Raw genomic sequence first — 13,351 nt, 5'->3', positions numbered from 1 at the left:
AAGGAGTTTTTATGACATTTGCTAGTTTTGTAGCGTTTTTGGTATTTATGTTTGTTGCTGGTGGTTCGTTGGTGCTTGTATATGCTTGGTTTATCAGTGATTTTGTCTTTAAGAGGCTCTATCTTAAAACCTTGTTTCATAAATTCCTCGAAAATAGCATACAGACAAAGACACGCACCAAGAATACACAAACTCCATCCAAGGGCAAAGAGTATTTTAAAATCATCAAGGAGTAAAAAATGACATATACAAAACTGCGCTTAGTGCGTGAAATAAGCAAAGACTTAATAACTATGATAGAGGCTTATGAGAGAATAAATCCCAATCTAGCAACTCTTCTGAAAGAAAAAAGAGCTCATCATTGCTTAGAGAATCTATCTCCTTTGGAAGTTTGCCAAGAACAAAGCACAAATAATATTTCAGAGCAGGAAGTCCTTTTAAAACTTTATAGCCTTGAATCCTGCTTAAAATATCTCCACGATACACTAATAGAGTTTCGGTCGATTGACTCTTGATAGCCTCTAGGGCTTGTTTTTCTAATTCGAATTTAGACTTTTTCATATCTACACTCCTTACAAATCTCTTTCAAGATTCTAACATAAGTAAATATTATTTTTTATAGTCATTTGTCTTGACATATTAAGACTATTGTCTTATAATTTCTACAAAATCATCAAGGAGTAAAAAAATGACAAAGACAAAAGAAGCTTGGCAAAGCTATTGCAAAGAGAGAGAAATGGAATACAGGGCAGTGTTAGCAGAGTGGTTGCGTGATAGGCACAAAGTCGCACAAGGCTTTGTAATAAGGGCATACAACTATTGCTATGAAGTCATTGCAAACATTAGGGCTTATGGAGAAGGGGCTCAAGGTTTGGAGATAAATTGGCAAAAATGGACAAAGAAATGGTTAGCAAGGAAGTTTAGAGGCATAGCCACTAAAGCCATAACAAATGGAGGTAAGCAATGAGTTTATTTACATTAAATATGAAAAAGGTATCTCAAGATTTTGGGAGCTTGAGAAAGATGGCTGATAAGCTTAACATCAAGAAATCGACAATAGACCATATCCTCTATAATAGAAAGACTCTTAGCTTTCGCAAGGATAGTGTGCGAGAGGTAGTCAATGAGCTTATCTCTAAGGGCTATCTCCTCTATGCTGATGAAGTGGGTGAAGAGGCAAGAGCACAAACAAACCAAAAAGCGTGTGCGTTAGGAGGCAATAGCCCCTCATCACAAGTAAAAGATGTTGGAGCGTGTGTAAATTGTGGTGGAGGTATGCGATGAGAGCGTTATTTTTAATAGAGTCTGTGAAAATGGGGGCAAAGGCAGTTAATGCTATTAATGCTAGAGAATTACACGAGAGATTGCACTCTAAACAAGACTTTAGCACTTGGATAAAAAAACGCTTAGAAGTCTGTGGTGCAAGGGAAGGAGCGGATTATCTTTTGATTCCATTTGATGTGGCACAAAAGGAAGTCAAAGATTTGCAAGTCGCTCCACAAAAAAATGGAGCGAAAGTGAAAGGGCAAGAGCTTAGGCTTTTTGAGAGTTTGGCTCATCTGTATGGGTTTAAACAAGACAAAGTCGTGCATAATAAAAAAGAATACATTATTAGTCTAGAGATTGCAAAGCATATTGCTATGCTAGAAAAGAATGATATTGGCAGAGAGGTAAGGCAGTATTTTATCGACTATGAGCAAAGCCATAGTGATAATTCTATTATAGAAGTGCGCTCTCTCATTGAAATTGCTAAGAGGCAAACACAAGCCTTAGAGGGTATGCAAACAAATGTAGAGATTATCGCAAAGAAAGTGCATCTTTTAGAATCTACAAAGCGTTTAGAATCGTGGCAAGAGAGGGCAATAAGCGATGAAGTGAAATCAAAGGTGGCTTATTTTATCAAAGGGCGAGAGGTAGGGCAAAAGGTCGTATCTGCCTACTATCGTGCTATTTATAGGAAGCTAAAGAGTAAGTATTATGTGCCTCGATATAGTGAAATTCCAAGTGTGAAATTTGAGGAGGCTTTAAGCTTTGTGCGTGAATTGAGCAATGATGATTTAATTTCTTAAAGGAGTGAAAATGACTTATAAAAACTTAGGAGGTGAAAAATGAATCTTAACTATCATCAAAGCCTTATTATCGCATTGAGCCAAAGTATTGTTACGCGATATGGAGCGGTGCTTAGTGAAAGAGATTTGGGCGAGATATTTGGGCTAAGTGAGGTAACAATACGCAATAAATTTACTCAAGGTGCTAAGGATTTGCCTACATACACGCAATTAAAGGGTAAAAGAGTTGTTATGGCGCAGGATTTGGCAGAGTTTATGGTGCATAATGAGTTGAGGTTTTATAATCTATGAAAGAGGCAAAGAAAATACTCTCTTACCTCAAAAAATGCTATCCACAAGAAATAAGTGTGTTTGAGGATATGAATGCGCGGGATAGGAAAGGGTATGCGGGGTATGTTTTGCGTAAGATAGAGGATTTTATTTCACCTATGCAATGGCTAGAGAGGAAATATAGTGTGGGAATGAGCTTTAACCAAATCGCACATAAGCTTGGTATATCGCATAGTGAAGTTATACAGGCGTATGAGAGTGGTATGGCAAAAATAAAGGAGATATTGATGGATATTGATTATGTTGATTTTGTAAAAAACAAGAGGCAAGAGCACTTAGAAGTTGGATTTGAAGCAAAGCTTGAATGGCTTAATCCCAATCTTTTTGAATATCAAAGAGAAATTGTGAAAAGAGCGTGTAAAAAGGGGCGATATGCACTCTTTATGGATACTGGACTTGGCAAATCTATCACGCAAATAAACTTCGCTCATTGTGTGCATAGCTATACAAATGCCCCTGTGCTTCTCCTTGCCCCTTTGGCAGTGGTATTTCAAATGCTAAAAGAAGCGCAGAGATTTGGCTTTGCTCTTCACAAAGTAGAAAATGGAGTGTTGAAAAATGGGCTAAATATCACAAACTATGAGCAATTAGAAAATATGCAAGGTTTAGAAACACTCGCTGGGATTGTGCTTGATGAAAGCAGTATTTTAAAGAGTTTTACAGGTAGCACAAAGAGAGCTTTATGTGAAAAGTTTAAAAACACTCCCTATAAACTTGCTTGTTCAGCTACTCCTAGTCCAAATGACTACTTAGAGCTAGGCAATCATAGTGAATTTTTGGGTGTTATGCCTAGCTATGAGATGATTATGCGATTTTTTATCAATGATACAATGAATGCTGGGGGATATAGGCTTAAAAAACACGCAGAGAGGGTCTTTTGGGAGTGGGTGGCGAGTTGGGCAGAGTGTATAAGCTCTCCTGCGGATTTAGGTTATGATGCAAGTGCATTTATACTACCGCCTTTAAGGGAGATTATCCATCGTGTGCGTTTTGATAATGTGCAATATGATGCAAAAGATGCTTTATTTGCACTACCAAAATCTAATGCTACTACTTTGAGCAAAGATAAAAAATCATCACTTCCTTTTAGGATAGAAAAACTCAAAGAGATTTTAAGGCAAGAAAATAGCACACCTCATCTTATATGGGTAGATACAAACTTAGAAGCTAATGAGCTAAAAAAGGCACTGCTTGATGAGTTTAGTGGTATCGTAGAGGTAAGAGGGAATGATAGTGCGGAATATAAGGCAAGGAATCTCATCGCCTTTGCTAATGGTGAGATTCCTATTCTTATCACAAAAGCAAGTATAGCAGGTTTTGGACTAAATTTTCAAAATGCCTCAAATATGACATTCTTAGGATTGAACTATTCTTATGAAAGCTATTACCAAGCTATAAGGCGTATGTATCGCTTCGGGCAAAAGAGCGAAGTGATTGTGAATGTGATTTTAGCAGATAGTGAAGTGGAGATTTTAGGTATTTTGCATAAGAAAAAAGCTCAACACGACTTAATGAAGCAAGAAATGACTAAGGCTATTTGCAAAAGTAGAAGTGCCAAAGATTTAAAAGATTCTTGGAATACTACTCTTAGAATCCCCTCATTTTTACAATCTTATTCAAGGAGCTAAATATGAAGCGTTATGCAATGGTGCAAGGACATAAGGCAAGGTATAGCTTGAAGTATTATTTTGTATGGGAAGGACTTATATACCTCAAATACAATGATATAGAGAGATTTATTGATAATAATCTCAAGTGCAAATGTGTAGATATTGTTGCGTATTGACATTAAAATAAAAGGAGTGCGTATGGAATATATCAATGAAAAAGAAAAAATCGCAATCTATAATACTGATTGTGTAGAGTTAGCAAAGAGCTTACCTGAAAATAGTATTGATTTTAGCGTGTATTCTCCACCTTTTGCCAATCTTTATACTTACAGCGATAATGTAGCAGATATGGGGAATTGTGCTAATGATGAGGAATTTTTTGAGCAATATAAATACCTCATCAAAGAAAAATTTAGAATCACTCGCAATGGTAGGCTTACTGCCATTCATTGTAAAGACTTGCCAAAATATAAGAATCGTGATGGAGCTGGAGGGCTAGTCGATTTTGCAGGGGCAATTATCAAGGCGCACGAAGAATGTGGCTGGACATATCATTCACGCATTACCATTTGGAAAGACCCTGTTATAGAAATGCAAAGGACAAAGAATCAAGGGCTTTTGTATAAGCAAGTGTGTAAGGATTCGGCTTATTCTAGGCAGGGAATGGCAGATTATATTATCGTTATGCGTAAATGTGTGTATGAAGAGAATGTGCCTGTATGTAGGGAGAGCAAGGAGAGATTTTATGATTATATTGGAAGCTCTTATTTTGCCCCAAAGATAGATAAAACCTCACTTACTCGTGATGAGGAGGAGGCAAAGAGGCTTTATAGTATTGAAGTGTGGCAAAGATACGCCTCTCCTGTATGGTTTGATATAGCGCAATGCAATGTGTTAAATACTGCTTTAGCTAAAGATTCCAAAGATGAAAAGCATATTTGCCCTCTGCAACTTGATGTCATAGAGCGGTGCATTGAGCTATGGAGCAATGAAAGGGAGATAGTGTTCTCTCCTTTTATGGGTATAGGGAGTGAGGGCTATCAAGCAATTTTACAAAATAGAGGATTTGTGGGCAGTGAGCTTAAAGAGGGTTATTTCAATATCGCATTACAAAACATAAAAAAGGCAGTGGATACAAAGCGAAATTTATTTGATATGCCTTTTTAAGAGTGTAAATGTTTAATCTAGGATAAAAGAGTAAAAAGTGGGCAAAGAGTGTCAATATAGCACAGGGATAGATTCTTATCGCTTCTGTATTCCAAAGACTATGGCTTTGAAATTCTTAAAAAAGCTAGAGTTGTATGCAAAGCTAAGGGCTACTACACGCAATAAACAAGTGCAAAGCTATTGTAAAGATAAGTTTAAGAGCCAAAAGAGTGAGAGTAGTAAATATCCCTTTAAGGTGCGTTATATCAATCTTAAAAGAGGAGTAAAGTCTTTGAGTAATACGATTTTATTCCTAGAAAATAGCAAAGAACTTCACGCCATAGCAAGGCAAAATAAAAAGAGGCTTGATTACTATGTGATGATAGTTTTTGCAGGACTTCATCAGCCGAGTAAGGATATAGAATCGAGTGTCTTTAAGATTTTAGCGCAGTTTGTAAGGAGATTTAAGACATATAGCTTTGATTTGGCTTATGATTTTGATAGTGCAATGAATATAGATTATAAGCTTAAGGATTGGTTTGGAAGTAATAGCTTAAAGTGGAGCGGAGGTAAGATTATAAGTGTAGGTAAAAGTCTCTATGGCAATGCTATCATTGATAAATCCAAATACTTTAATCTTAGTAGAATCTTGCTCTATGATAAGTATCACAAACAAAAGTATTATCACAAAGAAAAGATTCCTGATAAATTCTCACAATGGAAGCGGTTAGAGCTTACCTTTGAGCTAAGGGGTAAGTTTTTGCAAGTCATTGAAAATGAGAGTATTAATGAAGCCATAGAAGTGCTTGATGATATGGCAAAGAGCATTGGCGCGGTGGGGCTAATTGGCGTAGATATAGATATTTTAGCCAAACAAATCCAAATGCTAAGAGATTTAAGACATAGATATGTCTTTAAGGCGTGGATTAAAGAAGCAAGTTGAAAATGAAAGGAGTGGCTTAATGAGATTTTTTGTCGAAGTAAATCTAGATGATGAATATCCTTACCATATTGTAAATTTTAAAAGCGGTAAGCAGTTTTGTGCAAGTAGAGATATGTATTTTGTAAAAGGTATATGCGAAATGCTCAATTATAACACAGCAAAAACAAAAAAAGATTACATCATTATCTTAGTTGCTGGTGGATTCTTGCATATAGAGTTTTTGAAGCCTTCAAATATCAAAAAGGTTAGAAAAGAGTGGCTTAAGCAAAAATATAATCAAGCATTACAAAAGATAGAGGAGGTAGAGAATGGCATTCATTGAGAAAAAACTCTCCATTCATCTCAAAAAAGAATGGTTTGATGCTATTAAAAATGGCTCAAAATTATACGAAATAAGACCTTGCACTCCTTATTGGGCAAAGAGATTAAGTAAAGAATATGATATTATAGTATTTGCTTTGGGGTATCCTAAGAAAGGAGATTGGGAAAAGATTATTCATAAAACATTTGAGAGTAGCAGCAAGGTGTCTAAGCAAGAGATTTTTAAGTTGATAACAAGTGAGGAGAAAGTGTTTATTCAAAAAGTATTCCCTGATACACAGCACTTCTACTTGATAGCCTTTAGATGAAAGATTTTTTGTAAGCGGATTAAGGCATTTTGGGTAGAATCCATATCATAAAGGAGAGAAAATGAGTGAAAAAAGTGAGAATCTTATCAAAAAAACCTGCAAGGAGCTAGGGCTTACTTATAGAGAGCTTGGGGAGTGCATAGGGTATAGCGAGAGTGCGATTAATAATGCCTCAAGACAAGAGAATCTTAGCGAACCACTAAAAAAAGCCATAGAACTTTACCTTGAAAATTTAAAACTTAAAGAACAATTACAAGACTTCTATACACTTAAAGCAATTCTTACCAAATAACACTTTAAAAGTGTTATTTTCTTATCAAAAAACATAAATAAAACGCAAAAAATCTTGATTTTATACTTTTAATGTGTTATAATTATACCATCAAACACAAATAAAGTGTTTGAAATCCAAAGAAGGGAGATACACAAATGAAATGGTTAGATTTGTTGATTAAGTTCCTACGCTTAGTCGCCATTATCCTTTGGATTATGAAAATCCTAAGTGGATAAGGTTAAGGCGGGGTAACCCGCCAATCTACCATATTTGTGTATTCCTAATATTACCATAAAGGAGTAAAAAATGCTAGAAAATTTATTATTTGGTGTAATTATTGTTTGGCTATGTGCCTTAAGTTATAAAGTTTTTAAAATAGATAAAAAGGATTAAAAATGAGCACTACACATCAGTTAAAAGACTTACAAGAGCTTGGCATAGATTCTAGGTTTCTTATCGATGAGCTGACAAATTTTCAACAACGAAATGAGGAGATTCATTTCTTACTCTCTTTAGTAATCAATGAATATGAAGAGAATATGCCTGAAGATAGCTTTAGCTATGTCCCTCATCTTGAGGGCATAGCCACGCTTTTAGATGCACAGAGGTTTATTATGCGTAGCTTTCAAAAATACATAGAGAGTGGCGATATAAAGGATATGCAAAGCTTATAAGATATTTTTGGAAAAAATAATGATATAATTTTAGAAAATTTCTAAAAGGGAAACAATGGACAAGGTAAAAAAAGTTTGTGCAGAGCTAGGCATCACGCAAAATGAATTGGCAGAAATGATGGGGTTGCATTACACGGCTTTTTCAAAATGGAAAGAGAAAATCCCTAAGAATGCTGAAGTTTGCCTTGACTTAATCCTCGAAAATCACCGCTTAAGAGCACAAATGAGCGAAATAAAAAAAGCTCTTTTAACGCTCAAAAATTTAGAAAATTTCTAAAAAACTTCATTAATTTTTTATAATATTTCTATATAATCCTTGACTTTATTAGAAAATTTCTATATAATATGTGTATATTTTTAGAAAGGAGGTCAAGATATGGAAACCCTTACCGCACTCATTAGCTTGGTAACCGCTTTAATCCAGCTTTTGCTAGTCCTATGGGACGCAAAAAAGAAGCGAAAATAAGGATTGGGGGGTTTAAGCCCCCACCATAAAATGACCGACTGAATTTTAGCACAAAGGAGTTAAGAAATGATTGATTTAGTGCAAAGCTTGATTGTTTTAGTGTTGGTGTTGCAAGTGGTGCGATTGAGCCTTAAAATTAAAGATTTAGAATCTAAGGAGGATTAAATGGAATTGTAAATATTAGTGAATTTAATACGCTTTAAAAGTATTTTTGTAGTATAATATTGGTTTTAAGGAGATATTTTGGAAAATATAATTAAGCAGATTTGTAAAACTTACAATCTTACCTATAGGGAGCTAGGCGAGAGTTTAGGCTATGGTGAAGAAGCTATCTCTAAAGCCGCACGAACTGATAAAATCTCTACTCCTATGGCTAAAGCGTGTGAAATGTTTTTACATATCAAAGAGTTAGAATCCAAAATTTCAATCCTTGATGAACTCTCTATCATACTACAAAAACTCACATTAAAAGCGTAAAAAATACGCTAATTTTTATACAAAAATAGTATTAAATTAGTTTAAATACTTGACTTATTAGGATAATATTTGTTATAATTCTTTTGTAGGCAGTAAATAATACGGCTTATGAAAGGAGACAAGATGAAAACTTTAGATTTTATGATTAAGCTCGCAGTTTTAATCTACATCATCTCTAAGATAATCCAAACTTGGATAACCTAAGAGTAAGGGGCGAAAGCCCCCTATCGTTTTCATCTTGACGCTATTTTACCATAAAAGGAGTAAAAATGAGTGAGATTTTAGAGGTCTTGGAAGTGGTATTGTTGGCATATATTGCCATTATGGTTACAAAGCAAAGAAAGGAGGATTAAATGGAATTACAAATGTTTCATCAAAATGGCTTTGAAATTAGAGGTGGGCTTCTCAAAGATGAGCCTTATTTTGTCGCTATGGATATTGCTAAGGCATTGGAATATAGCGAAACTGCTATGATGTTGCGTAGGCTTGATGATGACGAGATTATGGAACTATCTGCCGATTTGGCAGGTGGTTTCTCAAAACACGCTTCAAGCATTAAAATTATCAACGAAAGCGGTTTATACAATGCGATTTTAGGTAGTAAAAAGCCCCAAGCTAAAGCTTTCAAAAAGTGGGTAACCTCTGAAGTCCTGCCAAGTATCCGCAAAAATGGGAGTTATGGAAGCACAAATACAGATTTACTCGCGGAACATAATCTCTTGGAATCTTGTGCGATTATGGCAGATTTTGCGCAAAATGCACATTTTTTAGCAAAAGTGCTTAGGAAGCTTGCACAAAAATATGAGGCAAATGCGCAGTTTGCAGAATCTCGCCTTAAATCAGCTCTCAAACATCGTCCCGATGTTTTGAAAAAAGCAAGGAATATAAGCAAAGATAATGAATCAAGTCGGATAGAGTTGAAGTTTTTCTTGCATTGAATAGTGCGGGGCTACTCCCATAGCTTCTCTACCCATTCACGCCCACTATTAGGGAGGAGGTGGGCGTATCGCATTGTCATTTGTATGTCTTTGTGATTTAAGAGCTTTTGGATTATTTGAATCGGCGTGCCTTTGATAGCGAGATGTGAGGCAAAAGTGTGTCTTGTGGTATGAATCACCACCCTATGTTTTCTATCCTTAGGGTCTAATTCTTTGTTAAAAAGTTCATTAAGTATCGTTTGCATAGCTCTAGTGATGGTGCGTTCTGGAGTTTTGAAAATAATATTTTCTGTATGCTCTTGCAACACTCGCTTCGCTAAAGGTGTAAGAAATGCTGTGTATTTAGAGTTATTCTTAAAATCTTGTATTTTAATAGTGTCATTCTTAAAGTCAATATCTTCTAACTTGATATTGAGAATGCTATTAAGCCTTGCTCCTGTGCTAAAAGCAAGGACAAAGAAATAATATACTTCTTTATTCTTATGCTCTTTTGCCACATGTAAAAGTTTTTCTATCTCATCTTTATACAAAAATCGCTCTCTTGCATTATCGAGCTTTAGCTTTTTGATGAGTTTTAGTGGATTTTGCATAGGGATTTTGTATTCTGTTATGGCAAATTCCATAATGGAGTGTAATCGTTCAAGGAGCTTATTGATTGTTTTATTGCTTTTGCCCTCAAGAGATAGCATAAAATCAGTAATATGCTTTGTTTGGATATTTTGCGGGGCAAATGCACCAAAAAATGGAGTGATGTGCAAAAGGCATTGTCCTTTGTAATCTATAAAAGTTTGATGTTTTAGTCTTATTTTTTGGATTTCAAGATAGCGTGTGATGATAGATTCTAAAGTAAGATTTGTGGGCGTGTGTGGCTCATTGATAATGTCCATTCTTTTTAAGTGTGCCTTTTTCTCACTCCAGCCACTAGCCTTTGTGCCAACCTTACGCTCAAATCTATTGCCATTTGTATCAGTCCATCGCACATAGTAAGCAATATCACCATTATTAAGCTCTTTGCTTCTTACTCCTTCATATTTTTGACTTGTTTTAAGTGTAGCATTGCGCTTATGATTTGTTTTATGTATCCCCATTTTACTTTTTTGAGTGCTATTTTCTATTGCTATTGTAGAGTTTCTCATAGTTTTTCTATCCCCAATCTATCCCCACTAAAAAAATATTTTGCGGTATTTTTTAGATTTTCTACAAGATTATGTGTGATTATTGCTTATAATCAAAAGAAGCGTATAATACCATAAAATAGAGTATTTAGAGATTATTTTATAATATAAAATATTGTAAGTGATAATTTAAGGTTTGAAAGTTAAATCTATGGCAGAGAGGAAGGGATTCGAACCCTCGAAAGCTTGCACTTTACACGCGTTCCAGGCGTGCTCCTTCAACCACTCGGACACCTCTCTATATTTGATGAATTATGCAAATACGGAGAGGGGATATTATCTAAAACTTGCTTAAAGATTGCTCCATCAATACCAAGTTGCGCAATTTTGGGAAGTTGGGTGGTTAATTTCACTACACAGAGTAATTTACAATCAAGCAAATAATGGTCTATAACACGCTGGAATGCCTTTGCCTTGCTTTGTACGGCTTTAGCGATAATGAGATATCGCGGGGAAAGCGCAGCATAGAGGAGCAACTCCTCAAGATTGCGAATCATCACCGCATAAGGCACTTGATTGTTATGGCAATGTGCGGCGATGTCAAAGCCTAGTGGAGGTTTAATAGCAGCACTATCAAACCACACAATGCACGATTGATGCGTATGGGCAATCTCTTGTAAGGCACTAATTTTCACAAAAGGCGTGTAGGCAATGGCAGAATGTCCTATGATAATCATTGCTTAGCCCCCTTTTCTAGGCATTTTTTAGAGCAAAAATATAACCCATCAGCAAGGAAAGATTCTCTCACAGAGGCATAAACCCCACAATGGGTGCATTGGCACATTTCTTCAATATCATCTTGTGTCTTTTTGGGCTTTTTAGCACTTTTACCACTCCCTTTTAGCAGAGGGCGAACCATCATAAAGGCAAATAATGCTAAAGCAAAAAGTATGATAAGAAATTTCATCAGAATCCTCCTTTAATCTTAAATAATCTTATAGTTTTACAAATCGCGGCTGTGCTTGTAATAATAAATGCGATTTTCCCGCACGAAGCACTCCTCTACGCTCATACTTGGCATTTCTTGGCGGAATCGCGAGCCCTTATAAAGCAAAAAATATCCATCACTTTTAAGGAACTTGCGACAAAGGGCAATAAGCGTCTTAGCGTCCATAAGGGCGCGAGAAGTGATGAGCGATAAATTATTCACTTCAGCAATAGGCACATCTTGAATCGATGTCGCCCTCACCTGCACATTTCCTAAGCCCAATTCAAGCGCGATATTTTGCAAAAAACAAGCCCGTTTTTGTCGCGGCTCTACGAGGATAAAATACACCTCCGGCTTGGCAATGGCTAAAGGAATAGCAGGAAATCCACCTCCCGAGCCCACATCCATACAACTTTTAAACTCATCAACAAATTTTAGCGGATAGAGGGAATCAAAAATATTTTCCGCCACAGATTCCATACTGCTAGCACCCGTAAGATTGTGAATCTTATTCCATTTAAGGAGTTCCTCGCCAAAGATATTAAATTGCTTGTAGCACACATCGGGCAGCATAATGTGCTGCTTAATGAGTCTCTCTTGTAAATGTATCATAGGATGAACATTCCATCGCCATAGGAGTAGAATTTATAGCCATTTTGCAAGGCGATTTGATAGAGTTCTAGGCATTTTTCCCTCCCTACCATCGCGCTTACAAGCATAAGTAAAGTGCTTTTAGGGAGATGAAAATTTGTAAGTAAATAATTCACTCGCTGAAATTCCACACTTGGATATAAAAATATATTACATTCCCCGCTTAATTGTCTGTATCGCATATAATGCTCCACACAACGAGCCGCTGTCGTGCCAATACACAGCACTTTGTGCGCTTTTTGAATCTTATTAGCACTCTCTTGTGTGAGTGAGTAAGATTCTGTATGTATATGATGATGGCGAATGTCCGCACTCTCCACACCCATAAATGTCCCCGCGCCAATGTGAAGCGTGATAAAGCACATTGCAAAACGTAGGCGCATAGATTCTAAGCTCTTTTCACTAAAATGCAAAGAAGCCGTAGGCGCAGCAACAGAGCCTAAATGAGTGGCAAACACACTTTGATAAAAAAGCCCATCATTAGGAGAATCATTGCGTTTGATATAAGGTGGAAGCGGGATATGCCCGTATTTTTGGAGCATAGCAAGCACTTGAGTGGGGCTTAAAGATTCATTATTCTGTGTGAATTGCACCACTCGCATCCCATTTTCACAGCATTGCAGCACGTGAGCGATGATAGGCGAAGTAAGAATAGAATCTATAAGCACAAGCTTATCTCCATTTTTCACACGACCTTTAATTTGTGTGAGGCAAAGTGCGGAGGGTTGTGTAGATTCTAAAAATTTGTGAAAAAAGATTTCATATTGCTTGGAGGTTTGCGTATGGGAATTATGCTTATAGGCATAGATTCTTGCCTTAAGCACCTTTGTGTCATTTAACACAAGTAGTGTCTCTTGTGGCACAAAATCACAAAAATGATAAAAATCACTATGGGTAATGCGCCCACTCTGCCTTTCATACACGAGGAGTTTAGCACTCTCTCTAGGATTAGCAGGGCTTTGGGCTATCGCACTTTGGGGCAAAATATAATCATAACTTGAAAGCATAAAGTCTGTATTGAAATCATAATGGCTCATTAAG

General features: G+C 36.3%; 22 protein-coding genes and 1 tRNA gene. 16 read left to right on the top strand and 7 right to left on the bottom strand.

All coding sequences use genetic code 11. The features are described from left to right. Positions 1-11: 11 nt before the first annotated feature. The gene (locus V3I05_RS07805; protein ID WP_343353235.1) at positions 12-236 is read left to right on the top strand and encodes a hypothetical protein; all 225 of its coding nucleotides are present in this window, start codon (positions 12-14) and stop codon (positions 234-236) included. 55 nt (positions 237-291) lie between these two features. Here the strand turns inward: V3I05_RS07805 and V3I05_RS07800 are convergent, their stop codons facing one another. Continuing rightward, positions 292-561 (bottom strand): hypothetical protein, encoded by a 270-nt coding sequence (locus V3I05_RS07800; protein ID WP_343353234.1) that lies wholly within the window; start codon positions 559-561, stop codon positions 292-294. 127 nt (positions 562-688) lie between these two features. Between V3I05_RS07800 and V3I05_RS07795 the strand changes: the two genes are divergently transcribed. From V3I05_RS07795 to V3I05_RS07725, 15 genes are all read left to right on the top strand, one after another. Continuing rightward, entirely contained in the window at positions 689-967 is a 279-nt protein-coding gene (locus tag V3I05_RS07795; protein ID WP_343353232.1) for a hypothetical protein, read from the top strand. Further along, the gene (locus V3I05_RS07790) at positions 964-1,284 is read left to right on the top strand and encodes a hypothetical protein (protein ID WP_343353231.1); all 321 of its coding nucleotides are present in this window, start codon (positions 964-966) and stop codon (positions 1,282-1,284) included. The genes V3I05_RS07795 and V3I05_RS07790 overlap by 4 nt, the downstream gene beginning before the upstream one ends. Beyond that, positions 1,281-2,069, top strand: coding sequence for an antA/AntB antirepressor family protein (locus V3I05_RS07785; RefSeq protein ID WP_343353230.1), 789 nt, complete (start codon positions 1,281-1,283; stop codon positions 2,067-2,069). The genes V3I05_RS07790 and V3I05_RS07785 overlap by 4 nt, the downstream gene beginning before the upstream one ends. 39 nt (positions 2,070-2,108) lie before the next feature. Beyond that, positions 2,109-2,360, top strand: coding sequence for a hypothetical protein (locus V3I05_RS07780; protein WP_343353229.1), 252 nt, complete (start codon positions 2,109-2,111; stop codon positions 2,358-2,360). Then, positions 2,357-4,027, top strand: coding sequence for a helicase-related protein (locus V3I05_RS07775; RefSeq protein WP_343353227.1), 1,671 nt, complete (start codon positions 2,357-2,359; stop codon positions 4,025-4,027). Before V3I05_RS07780 ends, V3I05_RS07775 begins: the two co-directional genes overlap by 4 nt. Positions 4,028-4,029: 2 nt before the next feature. Continuing rightward, positions 4,030-4,185 (top strand): hypothetical protein, encoded by a 156-nt coding sequence (locus tag V3I05_RS07770; RefSeq protein ID WP_300450380.1) that lies wholly within the window; start codon positions 4,030-4,032, stop codon positions 4,183-4,185. A gap of 22 nt (positions 4,186-4,207) precedes the next feature. Beyond that, positions 4,208-5,176 (top strand): DNA-methyltransferase, encoded by a 969-nt coding sequence (locus V3I05_RS07765; protein WP_343353226.1) that lies wholly within the window; start codon positions 4,208-4,210, stop codon positions 5,174-5,176. Between the two features lie 37 nt (positions 5,177-5,213). Then, positions 5,214-6,098 (top strand): hypothetical protein, encoded by an 885-nt coding sequence (locus tag V3I05_RS07760; RefSeq protein WP_343353224.1) that lies wholly within the window; start codon positions 5,214-5,216, stop codon positions 6,096-6,098. Between the two features lie 19 nt (positions 6,099-6,117). After that, entirely contained in the window at positions 6,118-6,420 is a 303-nt protein-coding gene (locus tag V3I05_RS07755) for a hypothetical protein (RefSeq protein ID WP_343353223.1), read from the top strand. Beyond that, positions 6,407-6,727: a hypothetical protein gene (locus V3I05_RS07750; protein ID WP_343353222.1), complete on the top strand. Its 321-nt coding sequence runs from the start codon at positions 6,407-6,409 to the stop codon at positions 6,725-6,727. The genes V3I05_RS07755 and V3I05_RS07750 overlap by 14 nt, the downstream gene beginning before the upstream one ends. 61 nt (positions 6,728-6,788) lie before the next feature. Further along, positions 6,789-7,019: a transcriptional regulator gene (locus V3I05_RS07745; RefSeq protein ID WP_343353221.1), complete on the top strand. Its 231-nt coding sequence runs from the start codon at positions 6,789-6,791 to the stop codon at positions 7,017-7,019. A gap of 377 nt (positions 7,020-7,396) precedes the next feature. Continuing rightward, positions 7,397-7,675: a hypothetical protein gene (locus V3I05_RS07740; protein WP_343353219.1), complete on the top strand. Its 279-nt coding sequence runs from the start codon at positions 7,397-7,399 to the stop codon at positions 7,673-7,675. A 55-nt stretch (positions 7,676-7,730) separates the two neighbouring features. Continuing rightward, the gene (locus tag V3I05_RS07735) at positions 7,731-7,952 is read left to right on the top strand and encodes a helix-turn-helix transcriptional regulator (RefSeq protein WP_343353218.1); all 222 of its coding nucleotides are present in this window, start codon (positions 7,731-7,733) and stop codon (positions 7,950-7,952) included. Between the two features lie 432 nt (positions 7,953-8,384). Beyond that, on the top strand, positions 8,385-8,618 hold the full coding sequence (locus V3I05_RS07730; RefSeq protein WP_343353217.1) for an XRE family transcriptional regulator: 234 nt from the start codon (positions 8,385-8,387) through the stop codon (positions 8,616-8,618). A 353-nt stretch (positions 8,619-8,971) separates the two neighbouring features. Then, on the top strand, positions 8,972-9,556 hold the full coding sequence (locus tag V3I05_RS07725) for a BRO-N domain-containing protein (protein ID WP_343353216.1): 585 nt from the start codon (positions 8,972-8,974) through the stop codon (positions 9,554-9,556). A gap of 11 nt (positions 9,557-9,567) precedes the next feature. On the opposite strand, the gene V3I05_RS07720 is transcribed toward V3I05_RS07725, so the two are convergent. The 6 genes from V3I05_RS07720 to queA form a co-directional block, all read right to left on the bottom strand. Continuing rightward, on the bottom strand, positions 9,568-10,692 hold the full coding sequence (locus V3I05_RS07720) for a tyrosine-type recombinase/integrase (RefSeq protein ID WP_300450357.1): 1,125 nt from the start codon (positions 10,690-10,692) through the stop codon (positions 9,568-9,570). A 191-nt stretch (positions 10,693-10,883) separates the two neighbouring features. After that, positions 10,884-10,971 (bottom strand) — tRNA-Ser (locus V3I05_RS07715). Further along, positions 10,950-11,408: a hypothetical protein gene (locus tag V3I05_RS07710; RefSeq protein WP_343353215.1), complete on the bottom strand. Its 459-nt coding sequence runs from the start codon at positions 11,406-11,408 to the stop codon at positions 10,950-10,952. Before V3I05_RS07710 ends, V3I05_RS07715 begins: the two co-directional genes overlap by 22 nt. Continuing rightward, a complete protein-coding gene (locus V3I05_RS07705; RefSeq protein WP_295700744.1) occupies positions 11,405-11,638 on the bottom strand; it encodes a PP0621 family protein in 234 nt (77 codons plus the stop codon). The genes V3I05_RS07710 and V3I05_RS07705 overlap by 4 nt, the downstream gene beginning before the upstream one ends. A gap of 36 nt (positions 11,639-11,674) precedes the next feature. Continuing rightward, positions 11,675-12,271: a 16S rRNA (guanine(527)-N(7))-methyltransferase RsmG gene (gene rsmG / locus V3I05_RS07700; RefSeq protein ID WP_295700741.1), complete on the bottom strand. Its 597-nt coding sequence runs from the start codon at positions 12,269-12,271 to the stop codon at positions 11,675-11,677. Beyond that, positions 12,268-13,347 (bottom strand): tRNA preQ1(34) S-adenosylmethionine ribosyltransferase-isomerase QueA, encoded by a 1,080-nt coding sequence (gene queA / locus V3I05_RS07695; RefSeq protein WP_343353213.1) that lies wholly within the window; start codon positions 13,345-13,347, stop codon positions 12,268-12,270. The genes rsmG and queA overlap by 4 nt, the downstream gene beginning before the upstream one ends. Positions 13,348-13,351 lie beyond the last annotated feature (4 nt).

It is taken from the genome of Helicobacter mastomyrinus, from assembly GCF_039555295.1.
GTDB lineage: Bacteria > Campylobacterota > Campylobacteria > Campylobacterales > Helicobacteraceae > Helicobacter_C > Helicobacter_C mastomyrinus.
This window is presented reverse-complemented; position numbering and strand designations above follow the sequence as displayed.